Below are 17,459 nucleotides of genomic sequence, written 5' to 3'. Positions count from 1 at the left end.
TAAATTATTGGCACTCAATTACAGCTACCCTGATTCACCCCCCACATAGACGAGCGATCGTTTGCACCAACGTCTCTGGTTCTACAGGTTTGGTGAGGTGAGCTTGAAATCCTGCTTGCAGTGCTCGTTGCTGATCAACCTCTGCGGCATAAGCTGTCAGGGCAATTGCCTTTAATAACAAATCTCCCTTTGAAGTTGTTTTTCCTTGGTTGGACAGACGCGAGCGAATCTGCTGCATCAGCATATAGCCATCCATTCCTGGCATACCAATGTCACTCACTAAGATATCAGGCGTGAACTGATTCAAAGTTTGTAATGCCTCGAACGCGGAAGCAACCGCTGTTACTTTTGCGCCACCTTGTTTCAGCACAAATGCTTGAAATTCACGAGTATCTAGCTCATCATCGACCAGCAGAATGTGCAATCCAGTGAGTGGGGAGTGGGGAGTGGAGAGTGGAAAGCCAGGAGGATTTTCCCTACTCTCTATTCCCGATGCCCTACTCTCTAACAATGGCAATTGCAGGATAAAGGTTGCACCTTGCCCTTCACCCTGGCTCTCTGCCCACACAGTTCCTCCGTGCATTTCGACAATTTGACGGGCGATCGCCAACCCTAAGCCCAATCCACCAAACTTGCGGGTGGTTGAGCCATCTTCTTGCCGAAAATACTCAAACATATGCGGCAAAAACTGTGGATTAATGCCTTTGCCCGTATCGATGACTCGAATTTGCGCGAGTTGACCCATTTGCTTGAGTTCAACGGTCACTTGCCCACCACGGGGTGTGAATTTGACAGCATTGCTGAGCAAATTCCACACGACTTGCTGCAAACGGGCGGCATCTCCAGAAACGGAGGCAACCTCTGGAGCGAGATTCAGAATGATCCCAATATTTTTGGCTTCTGCGGCCAATCGCACGGTTTCTAGGGCGGCAGAAATCACAAAGGTCAAACTAACGGGAGCTACCGTGAGCGAGAGTTTGCCTTGCATGATGCGGGAGATATCGAGCAAGTCTTCGATCAGTTGCGTCTGGAGTTTAGCGTTCCGTTCGATCGTGTTCAAGGCTTCGCTTTGACGGACAGCATCGAGTTTGCCGCTCTGGAGTAATTGAGTCCAACCCAGGATGGGATTCAGGGGCGATCGCAGTTCATGGGAAAGGACAGCCAAAAATTCATCTTTAATCCGGTTGGCTTGAGCCAGTTCTTCGGCTCTTTGCTGAAGTGCCTTAATCAGTCGTGATCGCTGCAAAGCCGTTGACACCTGATCGCAGACCGTCTGCATCAGTTCCAGTTCTTCTGGTAAGAAGCGATCGCGAATGCGAGTGCCAAAACCAAGCGTCCCGATTGCCTGATGGTTCACCATCAATGGGTAACTGGCGTAAGCCCTGATGCCAATGGTCTGTAATGGAGCCGCCAGAAAACTTGAAGACTCCAGCGCATGTTCAATGACCGCCGCTTCTCGCTGTTGAACCACATAGCCGCACACTGCTTGCCCCAGGTCTAAAAATTCAACCGCTGATGCAACTTCGGTGGAAAGACCGCTATGTGCGATGAGCCGTAGCCGTTGTCTATCTTCCTGTAACAGATAATTGACATAAATCTCTAAGTTGAGGTGTGCCGATAACTTTTGAAATAAGGTACTGAGAAACGATTGGGGATTTTCATTTAACAACAACTCGTTAGTCATCTCAGAAAGCAGTTTTAGCCGATCATTGGTCGCCTGAATTATGGCTTGAGCATCAATCTCACTCTGGATGTCGGTGCAGGTTCCCACCCACTTTGTAACCTGCCCAGTCTCATCTTTAATGGGAGTGCCGCGCACCAACTGCCAACGCCATTCCCCCGTGCGGAAGCGGAAACGATGTTTAATATCCACAGGTTCACCCGTTTCCAGGCTACGTCCCCAATCGCGCACCGTGTTTGGCAGATCTTCTGGATGAACGACATCCTGCCACTGCCAGTCATAAAGCTGTTCTGGCGGCAACCCGATGTAGTCTACCCACTGCTGACTCAGATAGTCTACGTTGCCGTCAGGCGTTGCCGTCCAAATCAATTGGGGAATTGTCGTGGTCAGGGTGCGGAACTGCTGCTCGCTTTCGCGCAATGCAGCTTCTGCTCGTTTGCGATCGCTGATATCCCGCCCCGTACCTGCAACGGCTTCGACTGCGCCATCTGTATCAATCAGCGGCACGAAAATGTATTCATAGAAGCTTGTACCCGAAGCACTGGTGTAAGGTGTTTCATCTTTGAGCGGTTGGCGCGTGGTGATAACGTGTTGAATTTGCTGCTGAAGGCGATCGGCTAAGTCGGGTGGGTAGTCGAGGTCAAAAAAGTTCTTACCGACAATTTCTGCCAATGGTTTTTGCCAGAGATCCAGCAATGGTTGGTTGGCATAGGTAAACCGCCCTGCCAAATCAAAGGTGTAGATGAAATCAGAGACAGAAGACAAGACCTGATCCAGGCGACGACGAGCCGCCGCTTGACGCGATCGCCCCAACTCCACATTCACAGCGACTCGTGCCAACAGTTCGCGGGCACTAAAGGGCTTAACCAGGTAGTCATCGGCTCCAGCATTTAGCCCTTCCACTGCCGCTTCTTCTCCGGCACGGGCAGACAGCAGCAGAATGGGAATCTCGCGGGTTTGAGGGTCGCGTCGCAACTGCTTGAGTAACTCAAACCCGTCCATCCCCGGCATCATCACATCGCTAAGAACCAAATCGGGCGTTACAGCGCGAGCAGCATCAAGTGCGGCTGATCCTTCAGTAAACACCTCGACTTGATAAAACTTGCTCAAGATGCGGTGTAGATAGTTCCGCATATCGGCATTGTCATCAATGAGGAAGATGCGAGCGGGAGAGGAATCTGAGGCGAAGGGGGAGAGGAGGAGAGGAGGAGAGGGAGACTGCACTTGCTCACTCCTCCTCTCCTCTACTCCTCTACTCACATCCTCTGGTAGCCAGCTTGATGCCTCTTGCACATACAGGGCTGCACTATCCGCTGGTTGAGTCTGATTGTCGCGGTAGTGATTCTCCAAAGCCGAGGCTATACCAACGCTGTGTCCGGCAACAGTCGTCGTTGGGTTCATCGGCAACTGGACTCGAAACGTACTGCCCTGACCCAGGGTACTCTCAACGGCGATCGCGCCATTGTGTAGATGCACCAGTTCTTGTACCAGCGATAGCCCAATTCCTGTACCTTCAAACGTACGTCCCTGTGCGCCTGCAACACGATGAAATCGCTCAAATAACCGGGGCAGATCGGCAGTCGGAATACCTGTACCTGTGTCCTGGACTTCAAGGATGACGCAGGGGTAGAGGGGTAGAGGGGCAGAGGAGTACTCCTCCACTCCTCCACTCTCCCGCTCTTCCACTCTCAGACTCACCCGAATCTCTCCCTTAAAGGTGAACTTAAACGCATTTGAGAGTAGATTCAGCACAATCTTCTCCCACATATCGCGATCTACAGACACGGGTTGTGGCAAAGGGGGACAATCTACGATCAATCGCAGTCCGGCTTGCTCAATGGCAGACTGAAATAGACTGGTTAATTCAACGGTATAGGCGGCAAGATCCGTGGGTTCTAAATAGGCTTGTGCCCGTCCGGCTTCAATTCGTGAAAAGTCAAGCAGGGTATTAACGAGCTTGAGTAGCCGCTGGGCATTGCGTTGGGCGATCGTGATTTTCTCTCGTTCGGCGAGTGGCAACTGGTTACTTTGCAGCACCTCCTTCAGAGGATTGAGCATCAACGTCAGAGGGGTACGAAACTCGTGGCTGACATTCGAGAAGAAGGCTGTCTTTGCTCGATCGAGTTCAGCTAACATTTCGGCACGACGGCGTTCTTCCTCATACGCCTGAGCATTGCGAATCGATACGGAAACCTGTCCGACTAACAACTCATAGAACGATCGATAGCCCTCATCCAGTGCTCGGTTGGGGTTCACGCCAGCCACCAATACGCCTAGCGTTGCAGCTTTACCAGAGGAGGCGATCGGCATCATCAGCGCGGTATGAACTGGTTCATTCCAGGGGCCTCCAGACACTATCATGTGCTGATCCAAAGCTTCTGCTAAAACAGTTTCACCAGTCACCACTGATGCAAACGACCAGAGCGGGCGAGTTGTCGCTGAAGCAGTCGCTAAATCGATCGAATGGGGGCAAAGCTGGTCGTCTACGGTTAAACCCACTGTTCCTTGCAGGGTAAGCGTCCTGCCGTCTGGCTCTCGTAAATAAAGCAGGGCAAACGGAACGTCTAAGGGATGAGCGGCGATCGCCATCATTAAATCCTGGCAAGTGTCTTGCACACTGCGCGTTTCACCTGTTTGAGCAGCCAGATCTCGTAACAGTCGGAGTCGCCGTTCTCCTAAAACTTGCTGCGTCACCTCGCTACAGACTGCCAACATACCCACAATCTGCCCATCATCATCTTCAGCAGGGGCGTGCGACACGCTAAAGTAGGATTCTTCTCGATACCCAGCCCGTTCTAGAACCAGCGGCAGTGCCGGAGTCCAGTTTGCGACCCCTGTTGCCATTACCCGCTGAATCATTGGACCAAGCGTATCCCAGGCTTCTGCCAGGGTTTCTCGGATGTCTGTTCCTAGGGCGGCTGGATGCTTATCCCCAATTAACTGAGAGTAAGCATCGTTGTAGAACTGCGTGAACTCACCTCCCCAAGTCAACACCATTGGATAGCGCGAGGTGAGTAATGTCTTGACCAGCGATTTGAGACTTTGTGACCAGGACTGTACTGACCCGACGGGTGTTTGTGACCAATCGAGCGATTCCATCAACTCACCCATTGCGCCACGATTCGCAAAAATTGAGTTAACCGCCTTGTCCTGCACTGAACCTGTCATCGCTGCGGCTTCCTATAAATATTGAGCAAGAAAGTTTGCGCCCTGTTCCCCCATCTGCTGTAGTAGCAGTTCGATCTGCTTCAATGCGATTGGCATAGGCTTTGTGCGTCCCTGCTCCCAACAATTCACACGTTGAAAGGAAACACCCCGCTTTTCGGCAAATTTGACCTGTGAGAGGTCAAGCCACTGTCGCGTTTCGCGTATCAAGGCTGCCAGCTTTGACTGCTCAATTGCAGACATAGAAACCCTACTCTTAAATTGCATTCATTAGCTATACCACCTGAGTAGTTTTGTTCTCTCTATCCAAGGAGGTACAGGAAGGTAAAAACGAGAAGCGTTGCAAACCGAGTCATTGCTCAACTATCTCAAAAGGGTTGAGGAGAAATTAAGGCAGTGATCGACTTTCACCCCTCGCTCTTGCATCATCTTTTCACGCTCCCGATAGAAGGCGTATCGACCATACCAGCGCACATTCAGCAGGATGATTTCAGGACAAAGTACCGCCATTGAAACAAGCTGTAGACATTGCAGGAAAAGAAGTTAGAACTGAGCCTGTCTACCTGACCATTGGCTGTTTTTTGCGACACAACCTTTATTCATAAGTAAATTAGATTTCAATGGACGCTCAATCTATGATTTTTGCTGCATCAAAGTTCCAATCGCCTACCGCAGACAACTTCGAAGACACAACAAATAACCACTCAACAGTCGGTTGTGCATTGGAGTTGTTAGCTAGCTGGCGCATACTCGTTATTTGTCACAAGACCGTAATTCTTTGCAGACTCTAAAGCAAGATCTGGAAGATAACGGAGCATATCATCCCATGTAGCTTGTGCTTGTAACGCCTCTACGACAATCTGAAGTGGCTCAGAAAGAATTGCATGAAAATCCGCCTCTTCAGGAAACTGAATCTTAAACGCTAACTGTTCCTGTGGAGGAGAAAATTGAGCGTTCACACCGTCTTTATTACCTCTTGCATCAACTCGATACCAACCAATTTCAGGTAAATAGATAGCATTGAAACCATGTAGGCTGTAGGGAGCACCCTTATCATCAATACTTAATCGCTGATAACAAAATCCTGCTGGAATCTGGTTTGCTCGTAGTAATGCTGCCAGCAAATGGCTCTTAGCATAGCAATAACCTGTTTTGTATTTAAGAACATCAGAAGCGCGACAAGTCACGGGGTTCATTTGGTAATCAAAGCTATGACGAATTTCATCTCGTACCCACTCGAAGCACGCTTTTGCGATCGCCCTTGATGTTTCATGCCCTGATGCAATTTGTTTTGCAAGCTCGATAATTTCAGGATGATGCCAATCAATAACTTCACTGGCTCTTAAGTATTCTTCCATGTCAACTACTACAAAGCTTGCAAGCTAATTCTAAAGGATTAACCGATAGCTGAGCAGCAATATCCTACCTTTGCAGCCCAGAACGTTTGTCTCGTATAAACTCAGGGATTTAGGCTATTCATTTGCACATTCACACTCGTCTTAGGGAATAAAACAACTTGTAAAAGGTAAGAGTATTCCCTAAGTAACTCGATCCGCAGGCGATCGCCCTCAAATCAGCCGGGTTCATCACCTATGCAACCGCTCGAAATCCACAAACATTAAGTGATTTGGTCGCAAAAGGGTGCCATGTTCTTCAACTCGATCTTACGAGTGAAGCGTCAATGCTTGCCGCTGTGCGATCAATCGAGGCAAAGCACGGTGCTATTTCTGTACTGGTCAACAATGCGGGCTACAACCAGATTGGTCCCTTAGAAGAGTTGACGATGGAGGAGATTCGCTGTCAGTTTGAAACTAATGTGTTTGGCTTACTGCGGATGTGTCAACTGGTGCTGCCAGGGATGCGATCGCAAGGCTATGGGCGGATTATCAACGTGGGTTCGATTGGTGGAACCTTCACAACCCCTGGCAATGGTGCTTATCATGCCAGCAAGTATGCCGTTGAATCCTTCACAGATGCCTTACGCTACGAGGTTCAACCTTTTGGAGTGGAGGTGATCTTAATTCAACCAACCGGAGTCCGAACGCCTTTTGTCGAGAAGCTTTATGCGTTGATGCCTCAAACGGGAAGTGATAGCCCCTATGCAGCGTTCAAACAAAACATTGAGGCGCAAGTTCAGCAGATGTTTGGGGGAAATGCCTGGGGCATTCTAACTCCAGAAGATGTGGCTCAGGTGATTGTGCAAGCGTCTCTGGTTCGTCGTCCTCAGACTCGTTACAAAGTTGGGTTAGGCGGAAAGATTTTCTTCTGGGTTCGCCGTTTGTTACCCGATCGCGCCTGGGATGCGTTGATGTCTCGTATGTTTCCGATGGGTGAGGTATCAGGGTCGAAAACTCATCGTAAAGCTGCACCGATTAAAGATTTTAACGCAATGAATTGATTGGATTGCAGTACGTTGGTTTCGTGCGATCGCATTTCTACAACATTCGTTTCAAAGTGATACCGATTTAATGTTTGATTGTGGCAGATCACTGGGTAGGGGCGTTTCGCGAAACGCCCTTACGGAATCATGTGCAGCGAAGCCAATTCAAATTGGTATGATATCTGTTACCTTTGTGATTTTGATTGCTTTACACGCTCAGTGAATGGAATTAGGGCAATAGTCGCCTGCTAGTCTGTTGCTGATCGTTCGGGTGTTGTATTCAAATCGCCAAATTTGGGACTCCAGAAGCTTCCTTTAGCCGTATAGAAATACACGGCATCCTTGTGTTTACTCTCTTGTCGCTTTGTGCGATCGCGACAACGCAGCATCACCTTTTGCTGTCCATCCTTCTGATAGGTGTATTCTTCTAGCGGCTGACGACAAACGGGGCAGGGATAGGAAGTCAGTTTCCCGGAAGACCCTGCCGAGTCAGACACCGCCTTACGCCGGGGTTGCTCCCACTGCTGAGTTTGCTCACTCCAAAACAGAACTGAGTCGTCGCATTGCTGGCATTTCAGGAAAAATCCCTTCGTCAGCTTGCGACTGGGAATTCGTGCCATCTCATGCTGACACTGAGGACAGGGAACATCGGTTAACGCGACAGGTTGGCTATGTGTAGAGTCTGCCATGTGCTGCATCATCAACTTTTGCGCCTGATCCAGTGCGGGCATAAAGTAACCCTGGTTCCAGTTCAGCAGCCATTCTTCCCAGCCAATCTCCCCTTGCGCGATGCGATCGAGTGCCTGTTCCATCTCAGCCGTAAACACGGGATCAACCAGTTTGGTCAGCAGCTTTTCCAGAGCAGCATCCAACGATAAACCCAATTTGGTCGGCTGAAGCTTGCCCTGATGCAGATGCACATAGTCGCGCTGCTTTAAGGTTTTTATCGTGGGGGCATAGGTGGAGGGTCGTCCAATACCCTTGCGCTCCATCAGTTGTACCAGCTTCGGCTCGGAGTAGCGAGGTGGTGGCTGAGTTTGCTTTTTATCTGCTTGCGATCGCTCCAGCGTCAGTGCTTGTTCAGGTGTGAGGAGGGGCAATTGGGCATCTGCCTGAAGGTTTTGCCAGTAGCGCGTGTAGCCAGGAAACTCGACAACCTGTCCTCTGGCTTCCCAGTAAAGTGGTCCTGATCGAGTAATGACTCGTGTTTTCCTTAAGCGAGCAGAGTTGCACTGAGATGCAACCGCTCGTTTCCAAATGAGAACGTACAGGTCAAACTCATCCCCTGATAGCTCGGTTCTGAGTTGCGTGGAAGGGCGATGAACATCGGTCGGGCGAATCGCTTCATGGGCCTCCTGGGCTTCTTTGCGACTGCGGTGCTGTGTCGCACGTTTGGGAACGTTGTCTGGATCGCGGGCTTCTAGCCATTGACGCACGGTCTGACAGAACTCAGGACTTAAGCTCACGCTGTCTGTTCGCATATAGGTAATCAATCCCTTTTCGTAGAGGGATTGAGCAACCTGCATCGTTTTATCGGGGCTAAACCGTAACTTCGCGCCTGCTACCTGTTGCAGAGTAGAGGTTGTAAAGGGTGGCGGCGGCGACTGATGCGCAATCTTGCCCTCAGTTGAAACAACCTGATGCGGGTGGGTTTGGGCGATCGCCACTAATCGATCGGCTTCAGCTTGTGATAGAACTTGATCCGATTCAGGAGCCGCCGTTGATTCCCCCGTATCATCTGCGGTTTCTACACCGCCTGCCTGGGCAGTGGCATTCAGCTTGACTCGATAAAAAGCACGAAATCCTTCCGCATAGTCCACCCAAACCGACCAGAAATCGTGCGGCTGAAAGGCTTGAATCTCTCGTTCTCGCTGACACAGCAGATGCAGTGTTGCGCTTTGGACTCGCCCCATCGACTTCGCGCCGATGTTGAGTTTCCAGACAACATACTTGCTACCTTTGTAGCCCACCAGTTTATCAAGACAGTCTCGTGCTCTCCCTGCTGCAATCAAATTGTCATCCAACGGACGCGGATGGGCGATCGCCTGTCTAACTGCCTGCGGCGTAATTTCGTGGTAGACCACCCGTTGAGGATTTTTCAGCCGTAACTCCTGTGCCAAATGCCAACTGATAACTTCGCCTTCCCGGTCTTCATCGCATCCGATCAGAACACGGTCAGCCTGCTTAACGGCTTGCCTCAAATCCGTTAGTACCTTCTTAGCTTTGGCATCGCGAGGCACATAGCGACATTGCACGGTCGTCCCGGTAAACTGGAAGCCGAGCGCATCCTCCCCTTCATCGGCTAGCTCGCGCACGTGCCCCATACTTGCTTTGACAATCCATCCGTTGCCGAGAATCTGCTTCAGCTTGGCAATTTTTCCAGGAGACTCAATCAAAAGTAGGTTAGGCATAGCTAGACCGTCGAAATCTCTTCACAGCCTCAGGCAATCAACAGGTTGAAATGTCCAATCGTTCAATGGATTGCTGGAATGCAAGTGCATTCTCCCTCATCCGTTGGCGCACTTCACGGTCGATTATCTGTCACAGTGAAGAGTAAGTTTGTACTAATTATAACTGCTCTGGCTCGTCTACACTCATCGTTGAGTAGACATAATTTGGGGGTGCATCTGACGGTTAGGGGAGCAGCAGTTAAAACCGCAGACTTCGGCGTGAGCTCAGTCGAACGCTACCAGAACAAGACCTCAGTCCGCGTAGCGGACTTCGCCCCAATAGCCGCGAATTCATTCGCTGGGGTCAGTCCCCACACCCATAATTGGGTAAACAGATAGCGATCGCTAGTTCAGCATCTGTTTTAAGTTACTCAAAGGTAGAGCTTGACGTTCTGCTTTTCAAGCTGCCGATTAACCACAAACCCTTTTGGAGATTAAACCATCGCCTGTCCCTGCACTCTCCGTGCGGAATCTAGAATCGTTCTGCATTACCCTGCATTCAGCTTCAAGCGATGGGCCAAAAGCGTGTAGCGTTGTTGATCTTTCACTTGTTTTACAGCCATAGCGATCGCTTTGTGTCCTCCGACCAAAACCACAAGCTTTCGGGCGCGGGTAACTCCTGTGTAGATCAAGTTGCGCGACAACATGACGTAGTGCGTCATAAAGACAGGCAAAATCACCACCGGATACTCACTCCCTTGTGATTTATGAATGGTCGTCGCAAACGCTAAGGTGATTTCATTAAGGTCAGCGTAATCGTAAGTGACACTTCGATCGCCAAATTGCGCCTTCACTTCCTGCTCCTCAACGTCAATAGCTGTAATCACGCCCAAGTCGCCATTAAACACTTCTCGGTTGTAATCATTTTTCTGCTGGAGAATGCGATCGCCTACTCGCAAAGTCATACCCCCTCTGACCAGTTCTGCTTTACTCGGATGAGGCGGATTAATGAGTTGTTGTAACGTCTGGTTAAGACTGCGGGTTCCAACTTCTCCTTTGGTCATGGGACAAAGCACCTGCAAATCTTTGGCAGGATCAAAGCCCAGTTTTGGAATCAGATGGGTCACAATATCTCGAATGCCTGCAACACCATGTTCTGGCTCCTCGACATTAAACCAAAGAAAATCGGTTTTGGGGGTATCTGAAATCTTCTCAAGCTTGGGAAATTCCCCTTGATTGATGCGATGGGCATTGGTGACAATAGCAGACTGTTGAGCTTGCCGAAAAACCTGGGTCAGCCGAATTACCGGGATCAGTTCAGAACTAATCAAATCTTGTAATATCGCTCCTGGTCCTACACTTGGCAATTGGTCAATGTCACCCACCAGAAGCAAATGGGCATCTGGGGCGATCGCCTTAAAGAGAGAGTTAGCCAAAAACAGGTCGAGCATGGAAGACTCATCAACCACGATCGCATCGGCTGGAATGGGGTTATCCCCATCGCGCTTAAACTTCATTTGCTTGGGGTCAAACTCCAGCAATCGGTGAATCGTTTTCGCTTCTTGCCCGGTTAATTCACTCAGGCGTTGAGCCGCTCGCCCGGTGGGAGAAGCCAGAGCTATTGTCTTTCCCATCGCTTTCCACAACGCCACAATGGTCTTGCAGGTAAAGGATTTTCCAACGCCAGGGCCACCTGTGAGGATCAGCACTCGATGCGAGGCTGCCATAATCACCGCTTGTCGCTGCTGATCGGAGAGTTGTAGACCGTATCTGTCGGTGAAGCGATCGATCCACCGTTCTACTCGTTCCACATCCACCGTGACGGGTTGATTTAACAGAGACTTCACGCGATGAGCGAGCCCCTGCTCCGAGTGGAAAAATGGCGGAGAATAACACAGAAATTGCCCTTGAAAATCGCCCGGTCCACCCTGCATGATCAATTGCTCATCGACTGACATCGCTGTTGTTAATGCAACAATGTCTTCGGGTGCAATTCGATGGTCAGGCAGTGCTAATCGGTTGACGGTGCGCTCAACCAACTCTGACTGAGGCAAAAAGCAATGCCCATCCTCAGACGCTTCACCTAAAACATGCAAAATCCCGGCTCGGTAACGAAATTCAGAAGTAGGGTGGATTCCCAGGTTACGGGCGATCGCATCAGCCGTGACAAAGCCAATTCCATAGACATCGGTAGCAAGGCGATAGGGATTGGCTGTCACAACCTCAATCGACTCGTCACCGTATTGCTTGTAGATCTTGACAGCATAGGTTGTGGAAACACCATGCCCTTGCAGAAACAGCATGACCTCTTTGATTGCCTTTTGCGTCTGCCAGGTGGTCTGGATCATCTTGACCCGCTTTTGAGCAATACCAGGAACTTCGACCAGCCGCTCAATTTGGTTTTCAATGATATCGAGGGTTTCTAGTCCAAAATGAGCCACAATTCGTTTAGCTGTGACCGGACCAACGCCTTTGATTAGCCCGCTCCCTAAATACTTCTCAATGCCAGTAAGCGTAGCCGGTTTGGTTTCCCGATATTGGGTGACCTGAAACTGCTGCCCATATTGGGGATGCTCCCGCCAAGTTCCCTGCATTTGCAGCGTTTGCCCTGCCTGAACGTTGGCAAAGTTACCAACAATGGTAATGAGTTCACTGGTACGAGGAGCTTTGAGCCGTGCCACCGTGTAGCCGGATTCCTCTGAGTGGAAGGTAATGCGTTCAATGACTCCTTGAAGTGCTTCAGTTTGCTGCATGATCAATATCAAGAGAGCGGAGTTGGACGTGCTCCCTGTTGTAAAACGCTGTAGAGGTAGCACTGTCATTCTTGGTTCTATTGATGATGCTACCTTATTCCTCATAGTGCCTGAGAAACCCACCTCATACCTACTAGTGTTGCGAACACAAAGTTTTGCAATATGGGGGGTTTGGGGGCTTCGCTCCCAAGCAGGGGTTCGTTGAAGGGATTGTGGTGTTTAGTGCGAAGCGCAACTGCAAAGCAACCGCGTTGGGTGGTTCAAGGGCAAGAGGCAACCATACCTTACAGTCAGATGTGGATATGGGAATTTATTACCAGCCAGGGAAACCGCCTGATCTCCTTTGTTATAGAGTTCCCCTCCCACACCCCATACTTCATCCAAGCGGGTACCGCTATAGATAACGAATCAAGCATTCATTTCAAACTTAAGTTTGAAGCAAACCCGTACTTTAGATCACCCCATGAGTGATCAATCGATTGCTTAAACTAAAGACCACAAGTGGACTACAAGTTTGATTGAATTCCTTACATTAAAGCAAGAACACTACATCAACCCTCAGTAAAAACTAACTTCACCTGGAACACAATGTCTCGTCATTGTAATTCCACAGTCATTGCACATCAACCAAAACTATTACGTCAAACAGCTTCGCTACTCCAACAGATTAATGACCACCATCAACACAAGGAGAACATCATGGTTGCTCAATTAAACTCACCATCCGTGGGAATTTTGGACGTTGCGACTGATCCGCGTCTTTCCAAAGAAACGAAGGCTTTTTTGAAGGAGCTAAATGCCGCCGGTGTGGCTCTAGAAAAACTCACGCCACTTGAAGCTCGTCAAGTCCTGGTAGATGCCCAGGCTTCTGTTCCAGTAGACCTTTCAGGCATTGAAGAGTCAGAGAAAACCATTACCGCTGACGGTTATCCGATTACACTCAATATTGTGCGACCCGAAGGAGTCAAAGGCATCCTTCCTGTTTTCATCTTCATTCATGGCGGTGGTTGGGTGCTGGGAGATTACCCAACACACCAGCGCATGGTTCGCGATCTCGTCGTACTTTCAGGGTTTGCAGCCGTCTTTGTTAACTACACGCGCACTCCAGATGCTCAGTATCCACAAGCGATCAATGAGATTTACGCGGCAACTAAATGGGTTGCTGAACATGGTGAAGAGATTGGGGTGAATGGCAAAAACCTAGCTGTTGTTGGTAATAGCGTCGGCGGAAATATGACGGCTGTCACCACGTTGATGGCAAAAGCGAACGGGGGACCACACATTAAGCTGCAAATTCTGATGTGGCCAATCGTAGACGCAAATTTTGAAACAAATTCTTATCATCAATTTGGTGATCAGCGTTTCTTGACCACGCCAACGATGAAGTGGATGTATGACATGTACATTGCTGATCCAGAAAAGCGCAAAGATATTTATGCTTCTCCTTTACAGGCAACGGTTGAGCAGTTAAAAGGTTTACCGCCAGCGTTAATTCAAATTGCAGAAAATGATATTTTACATGATGAAGGCGAAGCCTATGGACGCAAGCTGGATGAAGCCGGAGTCGCCGTGACAACCGTGCGTTACAACGGTATGATTCATGACTTTGGACTGCTCAACGGTTTAGCAAATCTTCCGGAAACCCGTTCTCTATTCGTCCAGGCAGCTGCTGAACTGAAGAAACATCTGCAATCAGATTAATTCAGTTTGCCCTGAATTATGGGAGGCTCTGTCGTGAAAATTGTTGTCATCGGTGGCAATGGGCTAATCGGCAAAAAACTCGTGAGCCGATTGCGTGAGCGCAAACATGAGGCAATAGCCGCATCTCCCTCTTCGGGTATCAATGCTGTTACAGGAGAAGGACTGGATGAGGTGCTGATGGGTGCTCAAGTTGTGGTCGATGTGACAAATTCACCCTCCTTCGAGGATTCAGCCGTGCTAGAGTTCTTTGAGCAGTCATCCAAGAATCTGCTGGCAGCAGGGGCGATCGCGGGTGTGGGTCATCACATCGCACTGTCGATTGTTGGAGCCGATCGCCTCCCCGATAGTGGCTATATGCGGGCAAAAGTCGCTCAGGAGAACCTGATCAAGTCGGGAGGGATACCCTATACGATCCTCCGAGCTACCCAGTTCTTCGAGTTCATTGGGGCGATCGCCCAGTCAGCTACTGATGGGCAAACAGTTCGCTTGCCCACGGCCTTGATACAGCCCGTGTTATCAGATGATGTTGCTGATGCGCTGGTTGATATTGCACTTGGAGAACCCGTAAACGGCATTGTTGAGCTAGCAGGTCCCGATCGGCTGCGTTTCGATGCACTCATTAGTTGCTTCTTAAGTGCAAATCACGACACCCGTCAGGTAATTGCAGAGAGCCACGCCCGTTACTTTGGAGCGACATTAGACGAGCAATCTCTCGTTCCTCAGGGCAACTCGCACATTGGTTCGACCCGTTTTGAGGACTGGCTTAACCGCTCTATTGCTTAAAGCTTTAGCCGATGAAGGGTTCACTTATATATAGCGACTGTCGCGACAGTTAATATAGGGGTGTGGGGGTTGCCCCCCAGCCAAGGGTTCCACCTCTACACCCCGTCCTAATCAACCCCTCGGTTGCTTTATGTCAAGGAACGTGAATTAAATAATTTCGCGCCTATCTGATCGAAGTCCATCTCTCAGACTCGATGCATTGAGGTTCTCTGTAACCCGCGTCGGCAATTTTGCTCCTATAGCTGCGAATTCATTCGCTAGATCCTTAAGCCAAATTGATATTAATTAGCAAAAGTCCTGACATCACAAATGGATATTCGATCGCAATCGTTCAGGGTTGATTTGAAACTGAATGCTAGGGGTTTTTCGTTTACCGGGTAGTTCTTGCGCCCCAAGAATGTATCCCTCCTGCTGCAATTCCTCAACTGTGCGCCAAAAGATTTGATTATTGCGAGAGGAATTACTCCCCAGAAGGTCAAGGTTTTTAAACAGATATTGCTTAGAGATTGCTAAGTATTGCCCATCTTGAGGAGAGTCCCACTTCAAACGGCTTGCCAGATAAAGCAGAAGCTTGGTTTTGTAGTCATTTTTAGCATTGCTGCCTAATTTTTGGGTGATATCTAGATCTCCAGCAAACAACACATAATCTCCTGTGCGGCTGGGTCCCTCAAAGAACTCTAAAGACACTGTGTAGGAGTCAGCTAGTTCGTAGGTGTAGTCTGCTGCTTTCACAAGGTCGAAGTCTCTTGAGAGGTTCTCAATTTTGTAGCTTTTAATTCGCAAAATACTTTTGATAATGACCTCTGCTCCAATCTTATTACCTTCTCTAAGCGATTTGGCTAACACCAACTCAACTCGATGAAGAGCAACTAGATCACGATTCAGTTGCGATCGCACCTTAGCGTGGAAACTCCCTCCCTTAGTACGGGAATAGCCTAAACTTTCTAATAAGTCATTAGAGCGAAAGGTTACGACTGGACCATTATTTTGCTCAGCGGCTAGTTTGTACAAGTACAGCACAATCCCAACCTGACGGGGATTAAGGAACGTCAGCAACGCCATAAATAGACGTTGAATCTTGCGGTCTTGGATCTTCTCCAGCCCCTTACTGATCCCTTGATCAACTAATGCCTCCAGATCAAGGCTGTCATACTGCCGTTTCAGTTCTTCCCATTCATCCGTTGTCAAATCTTCAAGGGGAACTCGCCGCGTCACAGCGACCTCACCCGCATCGCTCTTATCTGCCTCAACTCGCATTTCCAGGTAGTACCCATCTCCATCCGAGCGCAAAATTGGCAGGCGAACGTCGGGGTTATTCACCGAAGCAGCAGCCCTGGGCAGCACCATTAATAGCTGACCATCGACTGGAAACGTTTGATCTTTTTTACTCAGATTCATAGGAGTGTAGAGGTAGGCATGGAGGAATTCTACTAGATATATCGAGTTTCGATCCCATCCACACCAGATCTAGTTTCAAGCTTCTATCACTCCAACGTACGTTTTTCAACTCCAGTTCTATCACTCCGGCGTATAAGTGCTTCTATCACTCCGGCGTATGAACCGAAACTGTTCTATCACTCCGGCGTACAATTTGCTCTATCACTCCAACGTACTGTTTTGAAGTCTGATTCTTCAGGATCTACCTGTAAAAAAGGCTAGAGTAATTGTTCTATCACTCCGGCGTACAATTTGCTCTATCACTCCAGGGGATATTAATTCTTGTTCTATCACTCCGGCGTATCGCTGACCCTATCACTCCGGCGTATCGCTGTTCTATCACTCCGGCGTAAAGCCCACACAGAACTATTTTGAGCCTATTTCATAGAAGAATTTTAGGTGTTTAATAGATCGCATCTCCTTTAGTTCCTTTGTTCTAAGGAAGATAGACAACACTCACTCTCACGCCTTGGAGGTCTAAGACTCATGCTGCAATGGCTTCCACAAAGTCATTGTCTAGAATCGTTCTACCAAAACCGCCAGATGTTATTGATTTGCAGTAATTAGGGAACCAGGACAGAGCCTCGCCAAAGTCTCAATCATCCCGATTCCCTGAGCCTAGTTGAGAAACGGCAATTTCTCGACTAAGTCTTTGTATCTGCATCTTAGCAGTTCTAGCCAGTCTTCATGAAATACAGCCGTCTTAACTGGTTGGCTGACAAAAGTTCTGAAGCCCTTGATATTCCGTGCTGTGGCTGACAAATTGACTTCGCGCCTATCCGATCAAAGTCTGCCTGCACGAACTTGATACATTAAGGTTTTTTGTAACTCGCGTCGGCGGGTTTTGCTTCCATAGCTGCGATTTCATTCGCCAAGCATAAAAGATTTGTCAGACAGCCCTGTGACTTAATTGATAGCCGGAGTCACGGCAATTAAGCTAACTTGGCTACTGCTGCAAGCGATCGGGATTTGAACGAGTCTAAACAAGCGTATCTGAGCCGGTTCCATTGATATGGAGCCAGTATGACTATTGCTCAATCGACAACCTATTTCCGCTACATCCAGGAATGGAATGATACATTTCTGGAACTGTTTCCCCACCGCTTTGATTACATCTTTGCACCCCATGCCGCTCCGGGTGAGACTCCAACCTGGCAGACCGAAAGCCG

Annotated in this window: 10 protein-coding genes; 4 read left to right on the top strand and 6 right to left on the bottom strand. The window is 49.1% G+C overall.

What is annotated here, in order from left to right:
- Positions 1 to 34: 34 nt before the first annotated feature.
- The 3 genes from H6G89_RS32660 to H6G89_RS32650 form a co-directional block, all read right to left on the bottom strand.
- The gene (locus H6G89_RS32660) at positions 35 to 4,849 is read right to left on the bottom strand and encodes an ATP-binding protein (protein WP_190514188.1); all 4,815 of its coding nucleotides are present in this window, start codon (positions 4,847 to 4,849) and stop codon (positions 35 to 37) included.
- 12 nt (positions 4,850 to 4,861) lie between these two features.
- Positions 4,862 to 5,089, bottom strand: coding sequence for a helix-turn-helix domain-containing protein (locus tag H6G89_RS32655; protein ID WP_190514187.1), 228 nt, complete (start codon positions 5,087 to 5,089; stop codon positions 4,862 to 4,864).
- A 488-nt stretch (positions 5,090 to 5,577) separates the two neighbouring features.
- On the bottom strand, positions 5,578 to 6,204 hold the full coding sequence (locus tag H6G89_RS32650; RefSeq protein WP_190514186.1) for a transglutaminase-like domain-containing protein: 627 nt from the start codon (positions 6,202 to 6,204) through the stop codon (positions 5,578 to 5,580).
- 203 nt (positions 6,205 to 6,407) lie between these two features.
- On the opposite strand from H6G89_RS32650, the gene H6G89_RS32645 reads away from it, so the two are divergent.
- Entirely contained in the window at positions 6,408 to 7,244 is an 837-nt protein-coding gene (locus tag H6G89_RS32645) for an SDR family NAD(P)-dependent oxidoreductase (RefSeq protein WP_190514199.1), read from the top strand.
- Between the two features lie 230 nt (positions 7,245 to 7,474).
- Here the strand turns inward: H6G89_RS32645 and topA are convergent, their stop codons facing one another.
- Both topA and recD2 read right to left on the bottom strand, forming a co-directional pair.
- Positions 7,475 to 9,637, bottom strand: coding sequence for a type I DNA topoisomerase (topA, locus tag H6G89_RS32640; protein ID WP_190514185.1), 2,163 nt, complete (start codon positions 9,635 to 9,637; stop codon positions 7,475 to 7,477).
- Between the two features lie 527 nt (positions 9,638 to 10,164).
- The gene (recD2, locus tag H6G89_RS32635) at positions 10,165 to 12,369 is read right to left on the bottom strand and encodes an SF1B family DNA helicase RecD2 (RefSeq protein ID WP_190514184.1); all 2,205 of its coding nucleotides are present in this window, start codon (positions 12,367 to 12,369) and stop codon (positions 10,165 to 10,167) included.
- A gap of 212 nt (positions 12,370 to 12,581) precedes the next feature.
- Between recD2 and H6G89_RS36525 the strand changes: the two genes are divergently transcribed.
- The 3 genes from H6G89_RS36525 to H6G89_RS32620 all read left to right on the top strand — a co-directional run bounded on the left by H6G89_RS36525 (position 12,582) and on the right by H6G89_RS32620 (position 14,853).
- Positions 12,582 to 12,773, top strand: a complete 192-nt coding sequence (locus H6G89_RS36525) for a nucleotidyltransferase domain-containing protein (protein WP_375539715.1) — start codon at positions 12,582 to 12,584, stop codon at positions 12,771 to 12,773.
- Positions 12,774 to 13,068: 295 nt separating this feature from the next.
- Positions 13,069 to 14,070, top strand: coding sequence for an alpha/beta hydrolase (locus tag H6G89_RS32625; protein ID WP_190514183.1), 1,002 nt, complete (start codon positions 13,069 to 13,071; stop codon positions 14,068 to 14,070).
- 33 nt (positions 14,071 to 14,103) lie between these two features.
- The gene (locus H6G89_RS32620; RefSeq protein WP_190514182.1) at positions 14,104 to 14,853 is read left to right on the top strand and encodes an SDR family oxidoreductase; all 750 of its coding nucleotides are present in this window, start codon (positions 14,104 to 14,106) and stop codon (positions 14,851 to 14,853) included.
- Positions 14,854 to 15,156: 303 nt separating this feature from the next.
- Here the strand turns inward: H6G89_RS32620 and H6G89_RS32615 are convergent, their stop codons facing one another.
- On the bottom strand, positions 15,157 to 16,251 hold the full coding sequence (locus H6G89_RS32615; RefSeq protein ID WP_190514181.1) for a hypothetical protein: 1,095 nt from the start codon (positions 16,249 to 16,251) through the stop codon (positions 15,157 to 15,159).
- Positions 16,252 to 17,459: the final 1,208 nt, after the last annotated feature.

This window comes from Oscillatoria sp. FACHB-1407 (assembly GCF_014697545.1).
Classification (GTDB): Bacteria; Cyanobacteriota; Cyanobacteriia; order Elainellales; family Elainellaceae; genus FACHB-1407.
Note: the sequence above shows the minus strand (reverse complement) of the source record. Positions and strands in the feature narration are given on the sequence as shown.

Coding starts and splice junctions, on each gene's coding strand:
- H6G89_RS32660 (WP_190514188.1), bottom strand. CDS start 4,849: ATGACAGGTTCAGTGCAGGACAAGGCGGTTAACTCAATTTTTGCGAAT.
- H6G89_RS32655 (WP_190514187.1), bottom strand. CDS start 5,089: ATGTCTGCAATTGAGCAGTCAAAGCTGGCAGCCTTGATACGCGAAACG.
- H6G89_RS32650 (WP_190514186.1), bottom strand. CDS start 6,204: ATGGAAGAATACTTAAGAGCCAGTGAAGTTATTGATTGGCATCATCCT.
- topA (WP_190514185.1), bottom strand. CDS start 9,637: ATGCCTAACCTACTTTTGATTGAGTCTCCTGGAAAAATTGCCAAGCTG.
- recD2 (WP_190514184.1), bottom strand. CDS start 12,369: ATGCAGCAAACTGAAGCACTTCAAGGAGTCATTGAACGCATTACCTTC.
- H6G89_RS32625 (WP_190514183.1), top strand. CDS start 13,069: ATGGTTGCTCAATTAAACTCACCATCCGTGGGAATTTTGGACGTTGCG.
- H6G89_RS32615 (WP_190514181.1), bottom strand. CDS start 16,251: ATGAATCTGAGTAAAAAAGATCAAACGTTTCCAGTCGATGGTCAGCTA.